The sequence below is a fragment of the Streptomyces sp. NPDC101490 genome, assembly GCF_044767145.1.
Lineage (GTDB): Bacteria > Actinomycetota > Actinomycetes > Streptomycetales > Streptomycetaceae > Streptomyces.
The window spans coordinates 495,851-516,064 of the sequence record NZ_JBIWNI010000003.1 but is presented as its reverse complement, the minus strand read 5'-3'; the positions used below and the strand labels follow the sequence as shown (position 1 = coordinate 516,064).

Here is a 20,214-nt window from a genome sequence, read left to right as displayed (position 1 = left end):
TATGCCCGCAAAGGTCACCCGCGCCGCCGCCGTCCTGCTCGCCCTCGGCGCACTCGCGTACACCACCTGGGTCGTCGAGGTCGTCGTCCAGACCGGCCTCGACCCGATCCGGACGTACGTCTCCGAACTCGCGGCCCAGGACCAGCCGCTCGGCGGCCTCTTCCGCGCCACCGACCTCGCGGCCGGCGCCCTCGTCCTGGCGGGCGCGCTCGCGGGCCTCCTCACCACGACACGGCGGTACGGGGCCGGGGCCGGGACGACCGCCGTCGGCTCCCCGCCCGGGGCCGGAACGACCGCAGCCGGGTCGGCGCCCGGGGCCGGGGCGGCCACGGTCGGCCCGGCACCCCGGGCCGGGGCGGGCCCCGAGGGCTCCCCGCCCCGACGCCGACGGCCCTGGGAGGTCGTCGGCTGGGCGGCCCTCGCGCTCTTCGGCGCCGCCACCGTCGCCGACTCCCGCCTCCCGCTCAGCTGCGCCCCGACCGTGGACCCCGCGTGCGCCGCCCGTGAGACCGCCGGGCTCGTGCCCGCCACCCATACGGCCCACGCGGTCAGCTCCAGTCTCGCCATGACCGGCGCGCTGGTCGCCATAGTCGCCCTGACCGTCGCCGCCCGCCGCCACGGACGTCTGCGCCCCCTCGCCAGGACCGGTCCCGTCCTTGTCGTCCTGGAGTTCGCCGCCACCGCCTGGACCCTCGTCGCCGTCGCCGCCTTCGAGGCGGGGAAGGGCATCTGGTCGCTGGGCGCGGGCCAGCGGCTCCAGGTCCTCCTGGTCGCCGTCTGGATCGGGGTCCTCGCGTACGCGCTGGCCACCGAGGACCGCCGGGAGCGGCCATGACCTTCGTCCGGATCGCCGGAACGGTCCACCACGTCACCGTCGAGGGCGCGGGACCCGTCTGCGTCCTCGCCGCGGGCCTCGGCCTCAGCTGGTTCGACTGGGACCCGGTCGTGCCGCTCCTCGCCCCGCACCGCACCGTCGTCCGCTTCGACCGGCCCGGACACGGCCTCTCCGCCCCCGCCGCCTCGCCGCCCACCGCCGAGGGCGAGGCCGACCGGATCGCCGCCCTCCTCGACGCGCTCGGCCACCCCGGACCCGTCACCGTCGTCGGGCACTCGATCGCCGGGTTCCACGCGGAGGGCTTCGCCCGGCTCCACCCCGGCCGGACCGCCGCCCTCGTGCTCGTCGACTCCTCCGTGGAGGAGCACCCCCGCCCCGCGCGTCTGCCGCGGGCCGTGCCGCGCGCCCTCGGGGCCGTACTCGCCGCCGCCGGTCTGCCCGCCGCCCTCGGCCCCGCGCTCCGGCGCGCGGCCGTCCGCCACGACCCGGCCCCCGCCGAGCTGGTCCGCCGCGTCTACCGCACCTCACGGGTCTTCCGGGGCACCCTCCTGGAGAACTCGCGCTACGGAGCCGTCGCCGCCGGACTCGACGCCCTGCGGGCCGCCCACCCGCTCCCGCCCGGCCTGCCCGTCACCGTCCTCGCCGCACCCGACGGCTCCGCCCGCTGGGAGGCCCGCCAGCGCGCACTGGCCCGACGGCTCGGCGCCCGCTACGAGGCGGCCGTGCCGTCGGGCCATCTGGTCATGCTGGACCGCCCGGACGCGGTGGCGGACGCGGTCCTGCGCGTCGGCGCACCGGACGGACCGCACGGACCGCACGGACCGGGAGGTCCGGAGGGGCTGGGCCGGTCCGGGTCCGGATCGGGGTCGGGGGAATCCCGCGGGTCCGGTCAGGAGGCCGCGTAGACGCTCGCGCAGAACCCCTTGATCTGCTCGTCCGACAGGTGCTGCGCCAGATCGGCCTCGCTGATCATGCCGACGAGCCGCTTCTCCTCGATCACCGGCAGCCGCCGGATCTGATGGCTCTGCATCTCCTCCAGGACGGCGCCGACGTCCGCGTCCGCCTCCACCCAGCGCGGGGTGCCCTTCGCCATCTCCCCGCAGGTCACCTTGGCCGGATCGTGCCCCATGGCCACACAGCCGACCACGATGTCCCGGTCCGTGAGGATGCCGCAGAGGCGTTCGTTCTCGTCGGCGATGGGCAGCGCGCCCACGTCCAGGTTCCGCATCAGCTGGGCGGCGCGGTCGAGCGTCTCGTGTGCCGGGATCCACTGGGCCCCGGGATGCATGATGTCCTTCGCCGTGGTCATGGGGGAGCACCTTTCGTCGGACGCGGTCAGGCGTACGTCCCCGAGCACCCTCATTCTCGGCGCGCGACGGGGCCCCCGCGACCGCAGTGGTCACGGGGGCCCCGTCGTACGCGGACCGGTGCCGCCGGTGTCCGCGGGGCCTCAGGCGCCGCGCTTCCTCAGCATGTCCGCCATCAGCGCCATCTCGGACCGCTGCCCGTCGACCATGCCCTGCGCGAGGTTCCGCTCGACGTCCACCGAGCACTTCTGGACGCAGCCCTCGGCCATGTGGACACCGCCCCTGTGGTGCTCGGTCATCAGCTTCAGGTACAGCACCTCGGCCGCACGGCCTTCGGCCTTCCGCAGCTCGTCCAGCTGCGCGTTGGTCGCCATCCCGGGCATGAGGGCCCCGTCGAGCGGACCCGTGTCACCGGAGGCGCCCATGCCCATCCAGGCCATCGGCTCGGTCCCGGACTCGGTCTTGGGCAGCCCCCACAGGTCCAGCCAGCCGAGCATCATGCCCCGCTGGTTGGCCTGGGTGTTGGCGATGTCGTACGCGAGACGGCGCACCTCCTCGTTCCGGGTGCGGTCCCGGACGATGAACGACATCTCGACGGCCTGCTGGTGGTGGACGGACATGTCCCGGGCGAACCCGGCGTCCGCCGACAGGGAGGCGGGCGTACGGGGCGCCTCCTCACCGCCCGAGGCGACGGTGACCGCGCCCCCGGCGAAGAGCAGCGCGAGGGCGACGGCGGTGACCGCCGCGCCCTGCGTGCGGTTCAGCCTCACTGGCCCATCCCGGCGCCGCCCATGCCGTCCTCACCGACGCCACCGGTGCAGGCGGCCCCGGGCTCGGGGGTCTGCGGCCCCTGGACGTACTTGGTGAAGAAGGCGTCGATCCGGGGGTCGCTCGCGCTGTCCACGGTGACCTGCTTGCCCCACGCGGTGAGCATGAGCGCCCCGGCCTGGTCGTCCACCGGGCTGATCATCGTGTACTTGGTCTTGCCAACCTTCTCCTCCAGCTTCTTCACGTCACCGGGGGAGGCCTTCTTGTTGTACGTCACCCAGACGGCGCCGTGCTCCAGGGAGTGCACCGCGTTCACCTCGGCGATCGTCTTCTTGTAGACGACGCCGTCGCAGTTCGCCCAGACCGGGTGGTGGTCGCCGCCGGCCGCGGGCTTCATGTCGTACTTCACGGCCGTCTCGACGTGGTTGCGGCCGAGCTTCTTCGCGTCCCAGGACTTCTCGGCGGCGATCGGCGCCTTCGCGGCGGCGTCCTTGGCGTCCTGCTCGTCGGACTTCTTCATCAGGACGACGGTGCCGAAGCCGACGAGGCCCAGCACGACGACACCGGAGATGCCGATCGTGATCAGCCGGCTGCGGCGCTCGCGGGCCTGCTCGGCGCGGCGCATCTCCTCTATTCGGGCGCGGCGGTCGGCGGTGGTGGAGCGGTTGGCGGCCATGGTGTGTCGTCCTTCTTCGGGGGTGGGGTGGAGTTCGGTGCGGGACGTGCGGGGCGGGGGGCCCGCCGCCGTCACGTCCGGAGAACCTGAAGGACGTACAGGTCGGGTGCGCGGGGCTGGGCGGCCGAACGCACCGCCCGGCCCTCGTGCGCCGACGGCGCGGGGCGCGGCGGCCCGTCCGCCGCGTGCGGCGGATCGAGCGGGGGCGCGCTGAGCACCGCGGGGGAGAGGGACGGGAAGAGGGAGCAGCCGCCGCGGTCGTACGGACAGACGTACTCGGCGGCGGAGACCCCGGCGAAGACCCCGGCCGGGGCGGTGGCCGCCCGGGGGGCCCGTTCGGCGGGGGCGCCGTGGTGGCGTTCCGCGCCCGGTCCCGCGCCCAGACAGAAGAAGAGCGCGGCGAGGAGCGTCGCCACGGCACTCATCAGTGCCACGGGACGCGCGTGCCGGGACGGGCGTTCGAGCCGTGGGGCTCCCATGTGCGCAGATCGTAGTGGGCGCGGACGCTCCGTGGGCCGAACGGGGTACCTCTCGGTGCCGACGGGACGGTGGCGGGACGGCGTACGGCACCGGGGCACGGGTGTTCTCCCGTTACCTGAGTCACACCCGAGCGGGCACTATGGGTGTGCAACGTGCGCGAAACCATGTGGTGGGATGCTCAGGTGCCCCCCGACGTTGCCCGAGGCGGTGGGAGCAGGCGGCCTGACCAGCGAGGATGGGTGTGGAAATGGACAAGCAGCAGGAATTCGTGCTCCGTACGCTCGAAGAGCGCGACATCCGCTTCGTACGTCTGTGGTTCACCGACGTGCTCGGTTTCCTCAAGTCGGTCGCCGTCGCACCGGCCGAACTGGAGCAGGCGTTCGACGAGGGCATCGGCTTCGACGGCTCCGCGATCGAGGGCTTCGCCCGGGTCTACGAGTCCGACATGATCGCCAAGCCGGACCCGGGCACCTTCCAGATCCTGCCCTGGCGCGCCGAGGCCCCCGGCACGGCCCGGATGTTCTGCGACATCCTGATGCCGGACGGCTCGCCGTCCTTCGCGGACCCGCGCTACGTCCTCAAGCGGGCCCTCGCCAAGACCTCGGACCTCGGCTTCACCTTCTACACCCACCCCGAGATCGAGTTCTTCCTCCTCAAGGACAAGCCGCTCGACGGCACCCGGCCCACCCCGGCGGACAACTCGGGCTACTTCGACCACACCCCGCAGAACGTCGGCATGGACTTCCGCCGCCAGGCCATCACGATGCTGGAATCGATGGGCATCTCGGTGGAGTTCAGCCACCACGAGGGCGCCCCCGGGCAGCAGGAGATCGACCTCCGCTACGCCGACGCGCTCTCCACCGCCGACAACATCATGACGTTCCGCCTGGTCATGAAGCAGGTCGCGCTGGAGCAGGGCGTCCAGGCCACGTTCATGCCCAAGCCGTTCTCCGACTACCCGGGTTCGGGGATGCACACGCATCTGTCCCTCTTCGAGGGCGACCGGAACGCGTTCTACGAGTCGGGCGCCGAGTACCAGCTCTCCAAGGTGGGCCGCTCGTTCATCGCGGGTCTGCTGCGGCACGCGGGCGAGATCTCCGCCGTCACCAACCAGTGGGTGAACTCGTACAAGCGCATCTGGGGCGGCTCGTCCCGCACGGCGGGTTCGGGCGGCGAGGCCCCCTCGTACATCTGCTGGGGCCACAACAACCGCTCCGCCCTGATCCGCGTCCCCATGTACAAGCCGGGCAAGACCGGTTCGTCCCGGGTGGAGGTCCGCTCCATCGACTCGGGCGCCAACCCGTACCTGACCTACGCGGTCCTCCTCGCGGCGGGCCTCAAGGGCATCGAGGAGGGCTACGAACTCCCGCCGGGCGCCGACGACGACGTCTGGGCCCTCTCCGACGCGGAGCGCCGGGCGATGGGCATCGAACCGCTCCCGCAGAACCTGGGCGAGGCGATCTCCCTGATGGAGAAGAGCGAACTGGTCGCGGAGACCCTCGGCGAACACGTCTTCGACTTCTTCCTCCGCAACAAGAAGCAGGAGTGGGAGGAGTACCGCTCCGAGGTCACCGCCTTCGAACTCCGCAAGAACCTGCCGGTGCTGTAACCGCAGGTCAGGGACTTAGGGAACGCGGTGAGGACGGGTCGCCCGGTTCAACCGAAGCGACCCGCCCGCAGTCCTGATCAGCTCTGGGCCGTCTGTGGGCCGTCAAGCGCGGACGGGCGGCCCAAGTACACCTTGTCCATGGCTACGCGGGCCCGCCCCTCGCTGCTTTGAAGCGGATGGGTGTAGGCCGGCTGCGCGGTCGGCACTTGAGCGGGCGACCGAGCTCCTCCCCGATGACGGCGAGACGCGTGACGCCGACATGTTGAGCATCTTCCTCAACATCGGTCACCTGACGCGGTGGCGCGGGAACGTCCTCGCCAAGCTCGGCGACGCCTCAGCGATGGAGGAGCTGTACGCGTCGCTCGACAGTGCCGACGATTCCTTTGTACGCGCGAACTCCGGGCTGTACTGCGACCTCACCCAGGCGCACCTTGCCCGGGGAGAGTTGGACGACGCGCGGTCCCATCTCCAGAAGGCCAGGTTGCTGGCGAACCGCACGGGCTCCGTGCGGTTCCGCCTGCGAGTGGAACTCCTTACCGGTCGCCTCTAGCTCGCGACGCCAGGATGTGGAGCAGGGCCACAAGCGTGCCCGACCCCATGAGCTTGCCCTCGGACATGAGGCGCGGGATGTCGCCGAGAGGGATCCAGGCGCTTTCGCCCGCCTCCTCGGCATCGGTGGGCTCGCCAACCTTCTCGGCGCCACGCGCCACGAAGATCTCGTGCGGCGGGTCGACCATGCCGATCATCGGCTGGTAGCTGACGACGTGCTCGACAGGGCCGGGACGCCAACCCGTCTCTTCCTCGGTCTCGCGGGCCGCAGTGGTAGCGGCATCCTCGTCTGCGTCCACGATTCCACCGGGCAGCTCCCAGCCCCACTGCTCTGGCACAAAGCGGTAGCGCCACAGCATGAGCACGCGGTCTTGGTCGTCGATCACAGCGGTGATGGCCACACGGAAGAGCCGAACGACGTGATGCTCGAAGCGCTCGACGCCGGGCGGCTCCACGTCGACCAGGTCCAGATTCACCCAGCGGTTCTCGTAGACATGGCGAGAGCCGTGGATCTTCCAGGGCTCCATCTCCGCTGGCGTGGGGACGCTCTCGCCGCCGAGGACCCGATAGGAGCGGCGGTCGTGAGCCTTAATGAAGTGCTCGTTGGCCAGACGTACGAGTACCTGACGCAGCGCGGTACGGCCGATCTCAAGCTCGGTGCTCAGTGTCCGCTCGGACGGCAACTTGTCGCCGGGGCGGTAACGCCCCGACTCGATCCAGGATCGGATCGTCTCGTAGACCCTCTGCGTCTTGGGACCCATCCTTGGGCGCACACTCCCTGGCTGGCGGATTGTGCTTGCCAGCGTAGTGGTGGGTGTGGTTGTGCTGGAGGGGTGATTCAATCATCGGCAATTCTTGGCTCCTGCGGTGGGCGGGTGGCGATGGAGGGGTAGGCGCCTTGGGTGCCTCATAGCAGCTTTCAGATGCATGCAGCGTTTGGGGTCCAGAGATCCCTGTTCGTTCGGCGGAGGACGGCGTTGGGGCATCGCCGGAAGCTTGCTGGTCACTGCCAGTGGCGAAGAGGCGGAGTCGCCAAGGTGCTCAGCTTCCGGCAGGTTCCTCATCGCTAAGGAAAAAGCCAGTACGGGGCAGGGCGGCTTTCGATAGGGGAGGGTGAATGCGATCACCAACAAGAATTGAAAGGGAGAAATTTCTCGATTTCGTCAAGGAGGGCAGTAGGCAGTGGGCAGTGCACGGCCATAACGTCGTCCTTGGAAAGAGTCGAAAGAAGTGGTACATGGCCACTGTCGATGTGACGGGGGATGGGCATGTGGCGGTAGTCTTTTCTTTCGAGTCCGGAATCCCTGAAGATCTCCTATCGCAGATATTCGGGCAAGTTCGAAGTGAACAAGGGGAGCTTAAAGAGCAATTCGGATCCGAGGTGCGACTCAATAGGAGCCGGGCCACCATTAGGGTTATCCACCCGCAACCCATTCGATGGATATCGACGGGGGCTAGTGAGAAGTCGTACGCCTATTCTGCTAAGCGCACTAGGGAATGGATCAAGGAAACCTTCAACAGGCTAGGTCGATCGGTGGCGAGCGAGTCAATTTCTATTCGTGCCATGATGGTTCGAGCGAAAAGTCCAGAGCCCGACCTGGGGGGCAAATTGCCCCGAAAGGCTGCGACTCCGCCGTCGAGCTGGCCAATCCCGCTCACGGCTGTCACGCCTTCGTTGGGGGCGATCGATTCGGGCGCCGCCAGTCCGCCCCGGCAAGGGCGGGTCGAGCAAGAAGCTCTGCGGTCTCTAGCGAGCCGCGACCAGTCCTCCTTTGGGCGGGTTCCTCAGACGGCGACCCTGCCATGTCCTGTGTGCCAGAAACCTGTCACTGGGGGACGCGTACGGCACCAGCGATGTGAAAATATTCGCGCCGAGAACAATGAAGCTGTCGCAGCGGGGAAGGGGCTCTCCCTTTTGGCGTCGCCCTCGGAATCCGCTAGGTACAGAAAACTCGTGGAGAGTGTCGAGCGACGTGAAGGGAATACCTATGGGCGACGACGCGTTAGTGAAAGTCGGGATCCGGTCCGTCTTAGGAAGGCCCGTGAAGCGGTGCTGTTGCGTTGCCAAGGGGCCTGCGAGAATCCCGCGTGTGGAGGTCAGCCCGTTGATGTGACAGACAGCGGTGAGGCGATACTGGAAGTGGATCACGTTGAGCGTATTGCAGAAGGTGGTCGAGATCATCCAATTCAGATGATTGCCCTGTGTCCCAACTGTCACGCAATGAAGGAACGTGGATCTAATCGCGAAGCGTTGAAGGTAATATTTTTGGAGGTGGCCAAGGATGCGCACGATCAATGGAGTTCGGTCGGGTGAATTCTTCGTTCCCCTTGGCGGCGTGCTTTCAGTGGAGGCGACGCCCTCGTGGTAGGCCGTGCTCGTCTTGAACCGTATGAGTCCTCTACGTAGGGCTGGCCTGGGGCCTGCAGTGATTGAACGTACTCTGCTCTCGGGTGGCCTGGGCCGTCCCTGGGCCATCCGAGGGCGGCCCAGGGCCACTGAGACCCGCCAACAACCACCAACCGAGGAGCGTCCTCACATGCAGCATCTGGGATCGCGACAGGCGACCGGGACGGGTCGTCACTTCCTCCGCAACAAGAAGCAGGAGTGGGAGGAGTACCGCTCCGAGGTCACCGCCTTCGAGCTGCGGAAGAACCTGCCGGTGCTGTAGCGGTTCCGCCGGGGTCCGGGGCCGCGGAAACTCCGTTGCCCCGGGGTCCCGGGGCGTTCACACTGCGGCGGTGAGGAACGAGAGCGTCACCACCGCGCGGCTCCTGCTGGACCCGTTGAGCGTCGCCGAGGCCCGGCGGACCGTCGCCCGGGACGCCGGGGACGGGGACCTGTGGGCCGAGGGATATCCCGGCGACGGGGACGTACGGGCGTGCACCGGGTTCCTGCGGGGGGTCACTGAGCGCGGCGACCCGGGGGTGTTCCGGCCGTACGCGATACGGCTCAGGGACGGCGGTGCGACCATTGGCGGGATCGGCTTCCACGGGCCGCCCGACGAACTGGGCGTCGTCACCGTCGGATACGGGCTGGTCCCGGGCGCGCGCGGCCGGGGCTACGCCTCCGAGGCCCTGCGCGGGCTCGTCGGCCTCGCCCGCCGGGCCGGTGCCTCCGGGGTGAAGGGCGACGCCGACCTCGACAACGTGGCCTCGCACCGGGTCATGGAGGCCGCGGGCCTCCTGCGCGTCGCGGAGGCCGACGGCCTCAGCCACCACCACCTGGCGCTCTGACGGCCTGGCCCCGCCCCGCGAGGCCGCCCTCTTCAGGCGACGACGCGTGGGGCCGGACAGGTCCCAGGGGGTGTTTCAAAAGGAGCGCCGTCTGCCCGGGGGCAGGCCAGACGCCGCCACGCAGGCGGGACCTCCGAAACGCGCCTCAGCGCTCCGACAGTTCCGCCGGGACCTCCTGGACCACCCAGCTGTTGCCGTCCGGGTCCTCGAAGGACAGGAACGAGTTCCAGGTGTCGCCCCTGCCCTCCTCCCAGCCCGTGGCCCCCACGTGCAGCACGGGGGACACCTCGACGCCCCGGTCGGCGAGTTCGGCCCGTGCCGCCTCGATGTCCGTGACGCAGAGCTGGAGGCCGCTCAGCGTGCCCGGGGCCATCTCCGCCGCCCGGGGCATCCTCGGCATCCCGGTCTGCATCGAGATGGAGCAGCGCGAGCCCGGCGGGGTCGCCTGGATGACGCGCAGACCCGGTGCCACCTCCCGGTCCACGTCGATGGTGAAGCCGCACTTCTCGGCGTAGAACTTCTTGGCGCGGTCCAGGTCGGTGACCGGGACGGTGACGACTTCCAGGGTCCAGTTCATGGGGGGTCTCCTCAGCGAGGCCGACGGTCCTGCCCGTACGGCCGCGCCCCGGGCGGAGCCGTACGCCGGACGCGGCGCGGCCGTGGACACCGGGGCCGTACCCACCATCCCCCAGGACCGCCCCGTCCCGCACTTCGGGCCGCAACGCGCGCTCGCACCCCACTACGCGCGCCCCCACGCGCGCCGCCGGGCGCCCCCGCCCCCCTGATAGCGGGCTACGGCGCGGTACTCATCGGTCCCGCCGGGGTCCAGTGCAGCCGGCCGTCCAGACCGATCGCCGCGACCCCGTCCGGGCCCGCGTCCGGCGCCCCCGAGAACAGGAACCGCTCCAGCGTCCACACCGGGCCCGACGCCGTCCTGCCGTGCGGGGCCGTCGCCAGGAAACCGGTCCTCGACCGGACGGCGAGGATGCCGTCACCGCCGCTCACCGGGCCGAAGCCCGCGACCCCGCCGGGCAGCTCGGTGAACGGGGAGACCGGGGCCGCGCCCGAGAAGTCGGCACTGCGCAGATCACCGGAGGAGGGCTTGCGGAACCAGAGCCGTACGCCCTCGCCGTCCGGTGCCGGGCTCGCGCTCAGGGCGAGCGTCGTCGCCGGGAGCCCGGTCCTGACCGGGCCCTTCAGAGGGGCGCCGGGCTCCGGCCGGGCCCACACCAGGACCGTGCGGGGGGTGCTGGCGAAGACGTAGCTCCGGCCCTCGCCGTCCGTCGCCGCGACCGGGTCGCCGTACACGTCGGTGCCGCCGAGCACCGCCCACGGCCCCCAGCTGCCGTCCGCGCGCTGCTCGCGCGCGGTCAGCCGGTGGTGGCTGTCCCGCAGTAGTACGGTCGCGAGGCCCGCGCCGTCCACGGTCACGGCGGGCGCGCTGATGTCCGAGGTGCCGCTCGCGTCGTCCCGCTCGGGGGTGCCGAGCGGGCGCCACGGGCCGAACGGGCCGCCCGGGGACGTCTGCGCGGTGGTCACGACCTCCCGGCGGTAGCCGCCGGTGCCCGTCCCGGTGAGTCCGGTCTGCGTCGTCCGGGTGCCGTAGACCGCGATCCGGCCGTCGGGCAGCGCCACCGAGGTGACCCCGCTGTCCATTCCGCCGCCGGGCAGCAGCGTCGGGCCGTGCCAGCCGCCGCGCGCGGGCATCCGCCAGGCCGCGAGCTGCCCGTCGAGCACGGAGAAGGCGTTCAGCCCGCCCCTCCCGTCGCGCTGCACCCAGGAGGTGGAGGTGCCCCGGGCGTAGCGCACGGTCTGCGCCCAGCCGCGCCCGGCGGGCCGGGCGGCCACCTTCAGGTCCCCGCAGCCCGCGATCGTGCCGCAGTACCGGACGCCGTCCAGCCAGGCGTACGTCTTGAGGGTCTTCAGCTTCGCCCCGGCCGTCTCGGGGTCGAGGGTGTGCGGCAGGGCGCTGGTGGGGTAGCCCAGGTAGTTCTGCACGCCGATGCGCGGGCGACCGGGCAGCTCCGCGTACCGGGCCAGCGCCGCCTGGGTGAACCGGGCCCCGTACAGATGGTCCTGGTGGTCCTTCGCCCGGCCCGTCTTCGGGTCCGTGCCCGGTGTCGGGTCCTGCATGCGGACGAAGGTCGGCCGGAACCGGTCGAGCAGCCCGGTGATCGTCGCCACGACCTGGTCCTTCGTGTACGTGAAGTCCGCCGCGACCGGCGTCCCGGCGGACCGCTGGGACTCCAGCGTCCCGATCCGGCCGTGCCAGAGGCCGTTCATGCTGTGCGGGCGGTCGCCGCTGGTCGAACCGGCCTCGCGGAGCTGCACCCACACCAGCCTGATCCGGGGCAGGGCGCGCAGGGTGTCCAGTTCGGCGGCGCCGCCGCCCGCCGTGGGGATCGAGACCCGGTCCCAGGGGCTGGTCCGGTCACCGGTCGCCATCTCCGCGTACGCGGCCCGGATGCCGTTCTGCCGGGCCTCGGCGTAGCCCGCCTTGTCGGGCGTGGTCGTGGCGATGTCGCGGGGGCGCGCGTTGACCCCGTCGGACTCGCCCGCGGTGAGGTACACGGAGGTCAGCGGGTTGCCGGAGCGCAGCGACTGGGAGGTGTCCGGGTTCATGAAGAACAGGTCGTCGTCGGGGTGCGCCACGATCTGGAGGACGGAGGTGCCGCCCTTCCCGGGCTGCTTCGGCGTCACGGTCCAGGGGCCCGTCCGCCGCACGGGACCGGCGTCCGTGCCCGCCTCCACACCGGTCACCCGGGTCCCCGGGCCCTTCGCCTCCGGTGCCGCGTGCGCCTCCGGAGTCCTCGACGTGCCCGTCACCGAGAGCAGTCCGGCGAAGGCGCCGCCCGCCAGGACGGCCGTCACGACGACGGACACGGTCCCGCGGCGGGACGGGAGGGGGAGGCGGCGGCGAAGTCGTACGGGCATGGTCGATGGCGCTTTCGACGGGGACCGGGGTCGGACGGGGGGCGCCGGTCGGGCGGTCAGGAGACGGTTCTGTAGGGTGGGCGGCCCGAGGGGCCGGCGGGTTCGGAGAGGTCGGGCTCGGCGGACTGAGCCATCCGCCCTGAGCAAGACGAACTTTCAAGGGATACGGTTCATCCGACACGAAAAGCCACCTTTGTGCCGGACGTCACGCGTGACGCGCTGTGACCCCCGCCCCTGACCCGTACGGGCCCGCCGCCCGACGTGCCGGGAGCCCCGCCGGAGGGTGTGCCGCAGCACCCCGCCACGGCCCACGACGAGCACCCGCCCCGTTGACGTGCCGCAGGCCCCGGCGGTGGCGCGGTGCGGGTCCGCGGCCCCTGAGGTCGGACCCCTCCCTGCCCCCTCTCCGCCCCCTCCACGACCTCGCCTGAGGCCCGTTCGGTGACACGCCGTGAGTGTCGTCCGTGGTCTGCCACAGGCCCATTCGTGTCAGCGCCGGGCGTCCGCACGGGAGCCGCGCCCCCGAGGCCCGGCCCGGGGCCCGCGCCTCGGACCCGGAGACCGGACCCGGAGACCGGACCCGAGGCTCCGGCCGCGAAGCCTCGAACGCGATGTGCCGGGAGCCCCTTCCGTGCCCTGCCCCCGGCCACCTCCTGGGCCACCCCGACCGCACCCCGGCGATGTCCCCCTGACACCCCGGCTGACACCCCGGTCGTCCCGGCCGCACCGAGCCACCCCGTGACGCGCTGTGAAGCCACGGCCCGCGCACTCCGGTGGTCCGCTCCGGATAGGCTCGCTCCACCCCGGCTCCACCCCGGGGCGGACTGCTCGGAGGGAGCGGCGGAATGACGGTTCCGGGACGCAGGAGCAGCACGTTCTCACGGCTGCTGCGGCACGGGTTCACCGACCCGTCCGGGGCGGAACGGCTCCTGGACGTGCCCGAGCTGTCCGCGCTGCGCGGCGACTCCGTCCTCCTCGACGCGCTCGGCGCCACCGCCGACCCCGACCTCGCCCTGCGCGGCCTGGTCCGGCTGGTCGAGGCGCAGCCGGAGACCGAACGGCAGACCTTCACGGCCACCCTGCTCTCCGCGAAGCCGTTCCGCGACCGGCTCCTCGGGGTGCTCGGCGCCTCCGAGGCGCTCGGCGACCATCTGGCCCGGCACCCCCGCGACTGGGAGTCCCTGGTCACCTACGAGGCGGCCGACCTGCACCCGGGGGTCCCCGAGTTCGAGCACGAGCTCGCGGCGGCCGACGACCCGGTGGCCCTGCGGATCGCCTACCGCCGCTGCCTCCTGGCCATAGCGGCCCGGGACGTGTGCGGCACCACCGACGTGTCGGAGACCGCCGCCGAGCTGGCCGACCTGGCGACGGCGACCCTGCGCGCGGCCCTCGCCATCGCCCGTACCGCCGCGCCCGCCGACGCCGCCCAGTGCCGTCTCGCGGTGATCGCGATGGGCAAGTGCGGCGGCCATGAGCTGAACTACGTCTCCGACGTGGACGTGATCTTCGTCGGGGAGCCGGTCGAGGGCGCCGACGAGGGCAAGGCGATCCAGGCCGCGACCCGGCTCGCCGCGCATCTGATGCGGATCTGCTCGGAGACCACCGTCGAGGGCACCATCTGGCCGGTCGACGCCAATCTCCGCCCCGAGGGCCGCAACGGCCCCCTCGTGCGCACGCTCTCCTCCCATCTCGCGTACTACCAGCGCTGGGCGAAGACCTGGGAGTTCCAGGCGCTCCTGAAGGCGCGCCCGGTGGCGGGCGACCCGGAGCTCGGCGCCCAGTACATCGCCGCCGTCTCCCCGCTCGTCTGGCACGCCGCCGAGCGGGAGAACTTCGTCACCGACGTGCAGCGGATGCGCCGCCGGGTCGTCGACAACATCCCGGCCGCCCAGGTCGACCGGGAGCTGAAGCTGGGCCCCGGCGGACTGCGGGACGTCGAGTTCGCCGTCCAGATGCTCCAGCTGGTGCACGGCCGCAGCGACCCCAGCCTGCACAGCGGCACCACCCTCGACGCGCTGGCCGCCCTCGCCGCCGGGGGGTACGTGGGCCGGGCCGACGCCTCCCAGCTCGACGAGGCGTACCGCTTCCTGCGGGCCATGGAGCACCGCATCCAGCTGTACCGGCTGCGCCGCACCCACCTCGTCCCCGAGGACGAGGCCGATCTGCGGCGGCTGGGCCGCTCGATGGGACTGCGCACCGACCCGGTCGCCGAGCTGAACAAGGAGTGGAAGCGGCACGCGGCCGTCGTCCGGCGGCTGCACGAGAAGCTCTTCTACCGGCCGCTGCTCGACGCGGTCGCCCAGCTCGCCCCCGGCGAGATCCGGCTCAGCCCGAAGGCGGCCGGACAGCGCCTCGAAGCGCTGGGGTACGCGGACCCGGCCGCCGCCCTGCGGCACCTGGAGGCGCTGTCCTCCGGGGTGAGCAGGAAGGCCGCGATCCAGCGGACGCTGCTGCCGGTGCTGCTCGGCTGGTTCGCGGACTCGGCCGACCCGGACTCCGGACTCCTCGGCTTCCGCAAGATCTCCGACGCCCTCGGCAAGACCCCCTGGTACCTGCGGCTGCTCCGGGACGAGGGCGCCGCCGCCGAGAACCTGGCCCGGGTGCTGTCCGCCGGACGGTTCGCCCCCGACCTGCTGCTGCGCGCCCCCGAGGCCGTCGCGCTGCTCGGCGACCCGGGCGGTCTGACACCGCGCGGCCGGGAGCACCTGGAGCAGGAGGTCCTGGCGGCGGTGGGCCGCGCGGACGACGCCGAGCAGGCCGTCGCGGCGGCGCGCGGGGTGCGGCGGCGGGAGCTGTTCCGGACCGCCGCCGCCGACCTCATCGGCTCGTACGGCACGGAGGAGAGCCCCCGGGAGTCCGATCCGGGGGCGCTGGTGGACCGGGTGGGCGAGGCCGTCACCGATCTGAACGCGGCGACGCTCGCGGGCGCGCTGCGGGCCGCCGTGCGCGCCGAGTGGGGCGACGAGCTGCCGACCCGGTTCGCGGTCATCGGCATGGGCCGCTTCGGCGGGCACGAGCTGGCGTACGGCTCCGACGCGGACGTCCTGTTCGTGCACGAGCCCCGCGAGGGCGTCGACGAGCAGGAGGCGGCGCGGGCCGCGAACCGGGTGGTCGCGGAGATGCGCCGGCTGCTCCAGCTGCCCACCGCCGACCCGCCGCTGCTCATCGACGCGGACCTCAGGCCGGAGGGCAAGAGCGGTCCCCTGGTCCGCACCCTGAAGTCGTACGCGGCCTACTACCAGCGCTGGTCGCTGGTCTGGGAGAGCCAGGCGCTGCTGCGCGCCGAGCCGATGGCCGGTGACCGGGACCTCGGGGAGCGGTTCGTCGAGCTGGTCGACCCGCTGCGCTATCCGGCGGAGGGCCTCGGCGAGGACGCGATCCGCGAGATCCGGCGGCTGAAGGCCCGGATGGAGTCGGAGCGGCTGCCGCGCGGCGCCGATCCGACGCTCCACGCCAAGCTGGGGCGCGGTGGGCTCAGCGACGTCGAGTGGACGGTCCAGCTGCTGCAGATGCGGCACGGCTGGGCGGAGCCGGGGCTGCGGACGACCCGCACCCGGCGGGCGCTGGCCGCCGCGCACGCGGCCGGGCTGATCCCGACGGAGGAGGCGGCGACCCTGGACGAGGCGTGGGTGCTGGCGAGCCGGGTGCGCAACGCGGTGATGCTGGTGCGCGGCCGGGCCGGGGACACCTTCCCCACCGCTCCGAGGGAGCTGGCGGCGGTGGGCCGTTACCTGGGGTACGAGGCCGGGCACGTGGGGGAGATGGTCGACGACTACCGGCGGATCACCCGCCGGGCGAGGGCCGTCGTCGAGGAGCTGTTCTACGGGGCGTAGCCCTCGGGGGCGCGGACCGGTGGGACGGCGGCCGTCGGCTCTCGGGCGCCGGGCCCCCGTCTTCGGGCGCCGGGCCCCTGGGGCCGGTCGCCGCGCCGGTCAGCGCCCGGAGCCGACCGAGGACTGCGCGGAGCCGGACTTCTCCGGCGTGCGGTGGGCGTCGTCCGTGTCGCCTGAGTCGTCCGTGTCGCCCGTGTCGCCCGTACGTGCCGGGGCGGGGCCGCCGCGTGCCACCGGGCCCGCCTTGGGCTCCACCAGCTTGGGCAGGCGGTGCGGCCGGGAGCCGTACCAGCAGTAGGAGACGAGGAAGCCGAAGGCCAGGCAGATCATGCCGCCGACCGCGTCCAGCCAGAAGTGGTTGGCGGTGGCGACGATGACGACCAGGGTGGCCGTCGGGTAGAGCAGGCCGAGGATCTTCGCCCAGGGCGCCTTGGCGAGCAGGAAGATCGTGACGCCGCACCAGAGGGACCAGCCGATGTGCATCGACGGCATCGCCGCGTACTGGTTCGACACCTGCTTGAGGTTGCCCGAGGCCATCGAGCCCCAGGTGTGGTGGACCAGGACGGTGTCGATGAAGTCCTGGCCGTTCATGAGCCGGGGCGGCGCGAGCGGGTACAGGTAGTAACCGACCAGGGCCACACCGGTGGTGGCGAACAGGACCGTGCGGAACGCCGCGTAACGGCCCGGCTGCCACCGGTAGAGCCACACCAGCACACCGATCGTCACGATGAAGTGCAGCGTGGCGTAGTAGTAGTTCATCGACACGATCAGCCATGTCACCGAGTTCACGGCGTGGTTGACGGTGTGCTCGAAGGCCAGGCCGAGGGACTCCTCGGCCTGCCAGATCCAGTCCGCGTTCTTCAGCGCCTGGGCCTTCTGCTCCGGCACCGCGTTGCGGATCAGGGAGTAGACCCAGTAGCTCACCGCGATGAGCAGGATCTCGAACCAGATCGTGGGGCGCCGGGGAACCCGGGCGCGCAGGCGCGCCAGCCGTCCGTCGCCCACCATGGGTGGCGACGGGGTCGTCCGGTCGTCCACACTCTTCACGGTCGCTTCACCCATAGGGAGAGAGTCTGCCAGATCCCTTCCCCCCGACCGATCATCCCTCGGACGGGTTCGGGACGCACCCGGGTCCGTCTCAGGAAGGAGGCCTGGAGGATGACGGGGCCGACGCGGTCGAGCCGCGGACGACCAGTTCGGGCATGAAGACGAACTCGGAGTGCGGGGTCGGGGTGCCCCCGACCTCCTCCAGGAGCGCCCGCACCGCGGCCTGCCCCATCGCCTGCACCGGCTGCCGGATGGTGGTCAGCGGCGGATCGGTGAACGCTATGAGGGGCGAGTCGTCGAAACCGACGACCGAGACGTCCCTCGGCACGTCGAGCCCCTGCTGCCGGGCCGCGCGGATCGCGCCGAGCGCCATCATGTCGCTGGCGCACACGACCGCCGTGCAGCCCAGGGAGATCAGCGCCCCGGCGGCGGCCTGGCCGCCCTCCAGGGTGTACAGGGAGTGCTGGATCAGCGCCTCGGACTCGTCGGAGGAGAGGCCGAACCGCTCCGCCATGCCCTGCTGGAAGCCCTCGATCTTGCGGAGCACCGGCACGAACCGCTTGGGCCCGACGGCGAGCCCGATCCGGGTGTGGCCGAGCGCCGCCAGATGCGTCACCGCGAGCCGCATCGCGGCCCGGTCGTCGGGGGAGACGAAGGGCGCCCGCACCCTGGGGGAGAAGCCGTTGAGCAGGACGTACGGGACACCCTTGCCGCGCAGCCGGTCGTAGCGGGTCATGTCGGCGGTGGTGTCCGCGTGCAGCCCGGACACGAAGATGATCCCGGCGACGCCCCGCTCCACCAGCATGTCGGTGAGCTCGTCCTCGGTGGACCCGCCGGGGGTCTGGGTGGCGAGGACCGGGGTGTACCCCTGCCGGGTCAGGGCCTGCCCGATGACCTGCGCGAGCGCGGGGAAGATCGGGTTGTCGAGTTCGGGGGTGATGAGGCCGACGAGCCCCGCGCTGCGCTGCCGCAGCCGGACGGGACGCTCGTAGCCGAGCACGTCGAGCGCGGCGAGGACGGATTCGCGGGTGGCGGAGGCCACACCGGGCTTGCCGTTGAGCACGCGGCTGACTGTGGCCTCACTGACCCCCGCCTGGGCTGCGATGTCGGAGAGCCGCGCGGTCATGTGGATGGACTGTACCGGTCACCGCGCGTATTGCCCACCGGACAGCTGGTGCAAGCCACCCCGCAAGGTCTTGCAGTTCTTGCGGGGCACCCGCAGGGGGCGAGAGGTGCGCACAAGCGGCCGGAACGCACCCAGAACCCCCCTCTCAGCTGCTGTCAAGCGATGCGACGGCAACCTTAGGGACACGTGGATGTAACGATCGCCGGTCCTTGCAGAAAATTCCCGCAAGGTCTTTCGGCTCGTTTTCATCCCTGTTACGTTCCTGGCAACCCGGAGCGCCGCAAGGGAGCGGTCGCATGAGGAAGGTTCCAGACCCTCGTCCCCCGGGATCAGTTGAAGGAGTTCACATGCGGCGTGGCATAGCGGCCACCGCGCTGGTCGCGGCCCTCGGCGTGACCCTGGCGGCGTGCGGGAGCGACAGCGGTTCGAACGGCGGCGGCTCCACGGGCTCGGGCGAGCTCTCCGGCACCGTGACCTGGTGGGACACCTCCACGGTCGGCTCCGAGGACAAGGTCTTCAAGAAGGTCGCCGAGGACTTCAGGAAGAAGTACCCCAAGGTCACCGTCAAGTACGTGAACGTCCCGTTCGGCGAGGCGCAGAACAAGTTCAAGAACGCCGCGCAGTCCGGCTCCGGCGCCCCCGACGTCATCCGCTCCGAGGTCGCCTGGACCCCCGAGTTCGCCGACCTCGGCTACCTCGCCCCGCTCGACGGCACCCCCGCGCTCAAGGGCGCCGACGACTTCCTTGAGCAGGCCGCGGCCTCGACCAAGTACAACGGCAAGACGTACGCCGTCCCGCAGGTCATCGACTCCATGGGCATCTTCTACAACAAGAAGATCTTCAAGGACGCGGGCGTCGCGGTCCCCAAGACCATCGACGAGCTCAAGACCGTCTCCGCGAAGATCAAGGAGAAGACCGGCAAGACCGGTCTGTACCTGCGCGGCGACGACCCGTACTGGTTCCTCTCCTTCCTGTACGGCGAGGGCGGCGACCTGGTCGACGCCGAGCAGAAGAAGATCGTCATCGACGACGAGAAGGGCGTGAAGGCGCTCGCGACCGTCAAGGACCTCGTCGACTCGAAGGCCGCGATCACCGACGCGACCAACGGCTGGGACAACATGCAGTCGTCCTTCAAGGACGGCAAGGTCGCCATGATGATCAACGGCCCGTGGGCCGTCGCCGACACCTACGCGGGCAAGGAGTTCGCCGACAGGGCGAACCTCGGCATCGCCCCGGTCCCGGCCGGATCGGCCGGACAGGGCGCCCCGCAGGGCGGCCACAATCTCGCCGTCTACGCGGGCTCCAAGAACCTCGACGCCTCCTACGCCTTCGCCGAGTACATGACCTCGGCCGAGACCCAGGCCACGGTCGCCAAGGAGCTCAGCCTCCTCCCGACCCGCCAGTCCGTCTACATCAAGCCGGACGTCGCGACCAACGAGATGATCACCTTCTTCAAGCCCGTCGTGGACAAGGCCGTGCAGCGCCCGTGGATCCCCGAGGGCGGCAGCCTCTTCGAGCCGGTCAAGGTCGAGTACACCAAGGTGCTCACCGGCCAGAGCACGCCGGAGGCCGGTGCCAAGGCGATCGGTGACTCCTACCGCAAGCTCCTGAAGGACTGGAAGTAAGAAAGAAGGCAGGCCGGCTCATGGCTGTGGACACTCCCAGCCAGTCGGTGGCGAAGGCCGCGGGCGACAGCGTCGCCCGCGGCCGGCGCCGCGGCACAGGTACGCCCCGCCGCGCGGCGCAGCGCGCCATCTCCACCAACAGGTACGCCCGGGGGGGGGTCCTGCCGGGGGTGGGCGGACGAGGCGGGTTA

The 20,214-nt window shown here is 71.5% G+C and carries 18 protein-coding genes and 1 pseudogene; 10 read left to right on the top strand and 9 right to left on the bottom strand.

What is annotated here, in order from left to right:
- Nucleotide 1: 1 nt before the first annotated feature.
- Nucleotides 2-835 (top strand): DUF998 domain-containing protein, encoded by an 834-nt coding sequence (locus ACIRQY_RS09925; RefSeq protein ID WP_403923404.1) that lies wholly within the window; start codon nt 2-4, stop codon nt 833-835.
- On the top strand, nt 832-1,740 hold the full coding sequence (locus ACIRQY_RS09920; protein ID WP_403923402.1) for an alpha/beta fold hydrolase: 909 nt from the start codon (nt 832-834) through the stop codon (nt 1,738-1,740). The genes ACIRQY_RS09925 and ACIRQY_RS09920 overlap by 4 nt, the downstream gene beginning before the upstream one ends.
- On the opposite strand, the gene ACIRQY_RS09915 is transcribed toward ACIRQY_RS09920, so the two are convergent.
- From ACIRQY_RS09915 to ACIRQY_RS09900, 4 genes are all read right to left on the bottom strand, one after another.
- A complete protein-coding gene (locus tag ACIRQY_RS09915) occupies nt 1,725-2,144 on the bottom strand; it encodes a CBS domain-containing protein (RefSeq protein WP_351779706.1) in 420 nt (139 codons plus the stop codon). The two genes, ACIRQY_RS09920 and ACIRQY_RS09915, sit on opposite strands and share 16 nt — an antisense overlap.
- 141 nt (nt 2,145-2,285) lie before the next feature.
- Nucleotides 2,286-2,906 carry a DUF305 domain-containing protein gene (locus tag ACIRQY_RS09910; RefSeq protein ID WP_403923881.1) on the bottom strand — a complete coding sequence of 207 codons (621 nt, stop codon included), beginning with the start codon at nt 2,904-2,906 and terminating at the stop codon, nt 2,286-2,288.
- Nucleotides 2,907-2,908: 2 nt separating this feature from the next.
- A complete protein-coding gene (locus ACIRQY_RS09905; protein WP_351779700.1) occupies nt 2,909-3,586 on the bottom strand; it encodes a DUF3105 domain-containing protein in 678 nt (225 codons plus the stop codon).
- 71 nt (nt 3,587-3,657) lie between these two features.
- Complete coding sequence (locus tag ACIRQY_RS09900; RefSeq protein WP_351779698.1) at nt 3,658-4,065, bottom strand: hypothetical protein; 408 nt, start codon at nt 4,063-4,065, stop codon at nt 3,658-3,660.
- A gap of 248 nt (nt 4,066-4,313) precedes the next feature.
- On the opposite strand from ACIRQY_RS09900, the gene ACIRQY_RS09895 reads away from it, so the two are divergent.
- Nucleotides 4,314-5,675 carry a glutamine synthetase family protein gene (locus tag ACIRQY_RS09895; RefSeq protein ID WP_351779696.1) on the top strand — a complete coding sequence of 454 codons (1,362 nt, stop codon included), beginning with the start codon at nt 4,314-4,316 and terminating at the stop codon, nt 5,673-5,675.
- A gap of 259 nt (nt 5,676-5,934) precedes the next feature.
- Nucleotides 5,935-6,225 carry a hypothetical protein gene (locus ACIRQY_RS09890; RefSeq protein ID WP_403923399.1) on the top strand — a complete coding sequence of 97 codons (291 nt, stop codon included), beginning with the start codon at nt 5,935-5,937 and terminating at the stop codon, nt 6,223-6,225.
- Here ACIRQY_RS09890 and ACIRQY_RS09885 read toward each other — a convergent pair.
- A complete protein-coding gene (locus tag ACIRQY_RS09885; RefSeq protein WP_403923397.1) occupies nt 6,209-6,985 on the bottom strand; it encodes a GntR family transcriptional regulator in 777 nt (258 codons plus the stop codon). The two genes, ACIRQY_RS09890 and ACIRQY_RS09885, sit on opposite strands and share 17 nt — an antisense overlap.
- Before the next feature lie 1,193 nt (nt 6,986-8,178).
- On the opposite strand from ACIRQY_RS09885, the gene ACIRQY_RS09880 reads away from it, so the two are divergent.
- The 3 genes and pseudogenes from ACIRQY_RS09880 to ACIRQY_RS09870 all read left to right on the top strand — a co-directional run bounded on the left by ACIRQY_RS09880 (nt 8,179) and on the right by ACIRQY_RS09870 (nt 9,458).
- Nucleotides 8,179-8,538 (top strand): HNH endonuclease, encoded by a 360-nt coding sequence (locus ACIRQY_RS09880; protein ID WP_403923395.1) that lies wholly within the window; start codon nt 8,179-8,181, stop codon nt 8,536-8,538.
- A 268-nt stretch (nt 8,539-8,806) separates the two neighbouring features.
- Nucleotides 8,807-8,893 (top strand): annotated as a pseudogene (locus tag ACIRQY_RS09875) (glutamine synthetase); the annotation flags it as partial.
- Nucleotides 8,894-8,963: 70 nt separating this feature from the next.
- Nucleotides 8,964-9,458 carry a GNAT family N-acetyltransferase gene (locus tag ACIRQY_RS09870; RefSeq protein WP_403923393.1) on the top strand — a complete coding sequence of 165 codons (495 nt, stop codon included), beginning with the start codon at nt 8,964-8,966 and terminating at the stop codon, nt 9,456-9,458.
- A gap of 145 nt (nt 9,459-9,603) precedes the next feature.
- Here ACIRQY_RS09870 and ACIRQY_RS09865 read toward each other — a convergent pair whose 3' ends face one another.
- Nucleotides 9,604-10,035: a VOC family protein gene (locus ACIRQY_RS09865; RefSeq protein WP_351779690.1), complete on the bottom strand. Its 432-nt coding sequence runs from the start codon at nt 10,033-10,035 to the stop codon at nt 9,604-9,606.
- Here ACIRQY_RS09865 and ACIRQY_RS09860 point away from each other — a divergent pair.
- A complete protein-coding gene (locus ACIRQY_RS09860; RefSeq protein WP_403923391.1) occupies nt 10,034-10,243 on the top strand; it encodes a hypothetical protein in 210 nt (69 codons plus the stop codon). The genes ACIRQY_RS09865 and ACIRQY_RS09860 overlap by 2 nt on opposite strands.
- Nucleotides 10,244-10,250: 7 nt before the next feature.
- On the opposite strand, the gene ACIRQY_RS09855 is transcribed toward ACIRQY_RS09860, so the two are convergent.
- Nucleotides 10,251-12,392 (bottom strand): PIG-L family deacetylase, encoded by a 2,142-nt coding sequence (locus ACIRQY_RS09855; RefSeq protein WP_403923389.1) that lies wholly within the window; start codon nt 12,390-12,392, stop codon nt 10,251-10,253.
- Between the two features lie 845 nt (nt 12,393-13,237).
- Between ACIRQY_RS09855 and ACIRQY_RS09850 the strand changes: the two genes are divergently transcribed.
- Nucleotides 13,238-16,225 (top strand): bifunctional [glutamine synthetase] adenylyltransferase/[glutamine synthetase]-adenylyl-L-tyrosine phosphorylase, encoded by a 2,988-nt coding sequence (locus ACIRQY_RS09850; RefSeq protein WP_403923387.1) that lies wholly within the window; start codon nt 13,238-13,240, stop codon nt 16,223-16,225.
- 99 nt (nt 16,226-16,324) lie between these two features.
- Here the strand turns inward: ACIRQY_RS09850 and ACIRQY_RS09845 are convergent, their stop codons facing one another.
- Entirely contained in the window at nt 16,325-17,287 is a 963-nt protein-coding gene (locus tag ACIRQY_RS09845; RefSeq protein WP_403923385.1) for a phosphatase PAP2 family protein, read from the bottom strand.
- Between the two features lie 76 nt (nt 17,288-17,363).
- Nucleotides 17,364-18,398, bottom strand: a complete 1,035-nt coding sequence (locus ACIRQY_RS09840) for a LacI family DNA-binding transcriptional regulator (protein ID WP_403923383.1) — start codon at nt 18,396-18,398, stop codon at nt 17,364-17,366.
- 347 nt (nt 18,399-18,745) lie between these two features.
- On the opposite strand from ACIRQY_RS09840, the gene ACIRQY_RS09835 reads away from it, so the two are divergent.
- On the top strand, nt 18,746-20,023 hold the full coding sequence (locus ACIRQY_RS09835) for an extracellular solute-binding protein (protein WP_403923381.1): 1,278 nt from the start codon (nt 18,746-18,748) through the stop codon (nt 20,021-20,023).
- Nucleotides 20,024-20,214 lie beyond the last annotated feature (191 nt).

Coding starts and splice junctions, on each gene's coding strand:
- ACIRQY_RS09925 (WP_403923404.1), top strand. CDS start 2: ATGCCCGCAAAGGTCACCCGCGCCGCCGCCGTCCTGCTCGCCCTCGGC.
- ACIRQY_RS09920 (WP_403923402.1), top strand. CDS start 832: ATGACCTTCGTCCGGATCGCCGGAACGGTCCACCACGTCACCGTCGAG.
- ACIRQY_RS09915 (WP_351779706.1), bottom strand. CDS start 2,144: ATGACCACGGCGAAGGACATCATGCATCCCGGGGCCCAGTGGATCCCG.
- ACIRQY_RS09905 (WP_351779700.1), bottom strand. CDS start 3,586: ATGGCCGCCAACCGCTCCACCACCGCCGACCGCCGCGCCCGAATAGAG.
- ACIRQY_RS09900 (WP_351779698.1), bottom strand. CDS start 4,065: ATGGGAGCCCCACGGCTCGAACGCCCGTCCCGGCACGCGCGTCCCGTG.
- ACIRQY_RS09895 (WP_351779696.1), top strand. CDS start 4,314: ATGGACAAGCAGCAGGAATTCGTGCTCCGTACGCTCGAAGAGCGCGAC.
- ACIRQY_RS09890 (WP_403923399.1), top strand. CDS start 5,935: ATGTTGAGCATCTTCCTCAACATCGGTCACCTGACGCGGTGGCGCGGG.
- ACIRQY_RS09885 (WP_403923397.1), bottom strand. CDS start 6,985: ATGGGTCCCAAGACGCAGAGGGTCTACGAGACGATCCGATCCTGGATC.
- ACIRQY_RS09860 (WP_403923391.1), top strand. CDS start 10,034: ATGGGGGGTCTCCTCAGCGAGGCCGACGGTCCTGCCCGTACGGCCGCG.
- ACIRQY_RS09865 (WP_351779690.1), bottom strand. CDS start 10,035: ATGAACTGGACCCTGGAAGTCGTCACCGTCCCGGTCACCGACCTGGAC.
- ACIRQY_RS09855 (WP_403923389.1), bottom strand. CDS start 12,392: ATGCCCGTACGACTTCGCCGCCGCCTCCCCCTCCCGTCCCGCCGCGGG.
- ACIRQY_RS09850 (WP_403923387.1), top strand. CDS start 13,238: ATGACGGTTCCGGGACGCAGGAGCAGCACGTTCTCACGGCTGCTGCGG.
- ACIRQY_RS09845 (WP_403923385.1), bottom strand. CDS start 17,287: ATGGGTGAAGCGACCGTGAAGAGTGTGGACGACCGGACGACCCCGTCG.
- ACIRQY_RS09840 (WP_403923383.1), bottom strand. CDS start 18,398: ATGACCGCGCGGCTCTCCGACATCGCAGCCCAGGCGGGGGTCAGTGAG.
- ACIRQY_RS09835 (WP_403923381.1), top strand. CDS start 18,746: ATGCGGCGTGGCATAGCGGCCACCGCGCTGGTCGCGGCCCTCGGCGTG.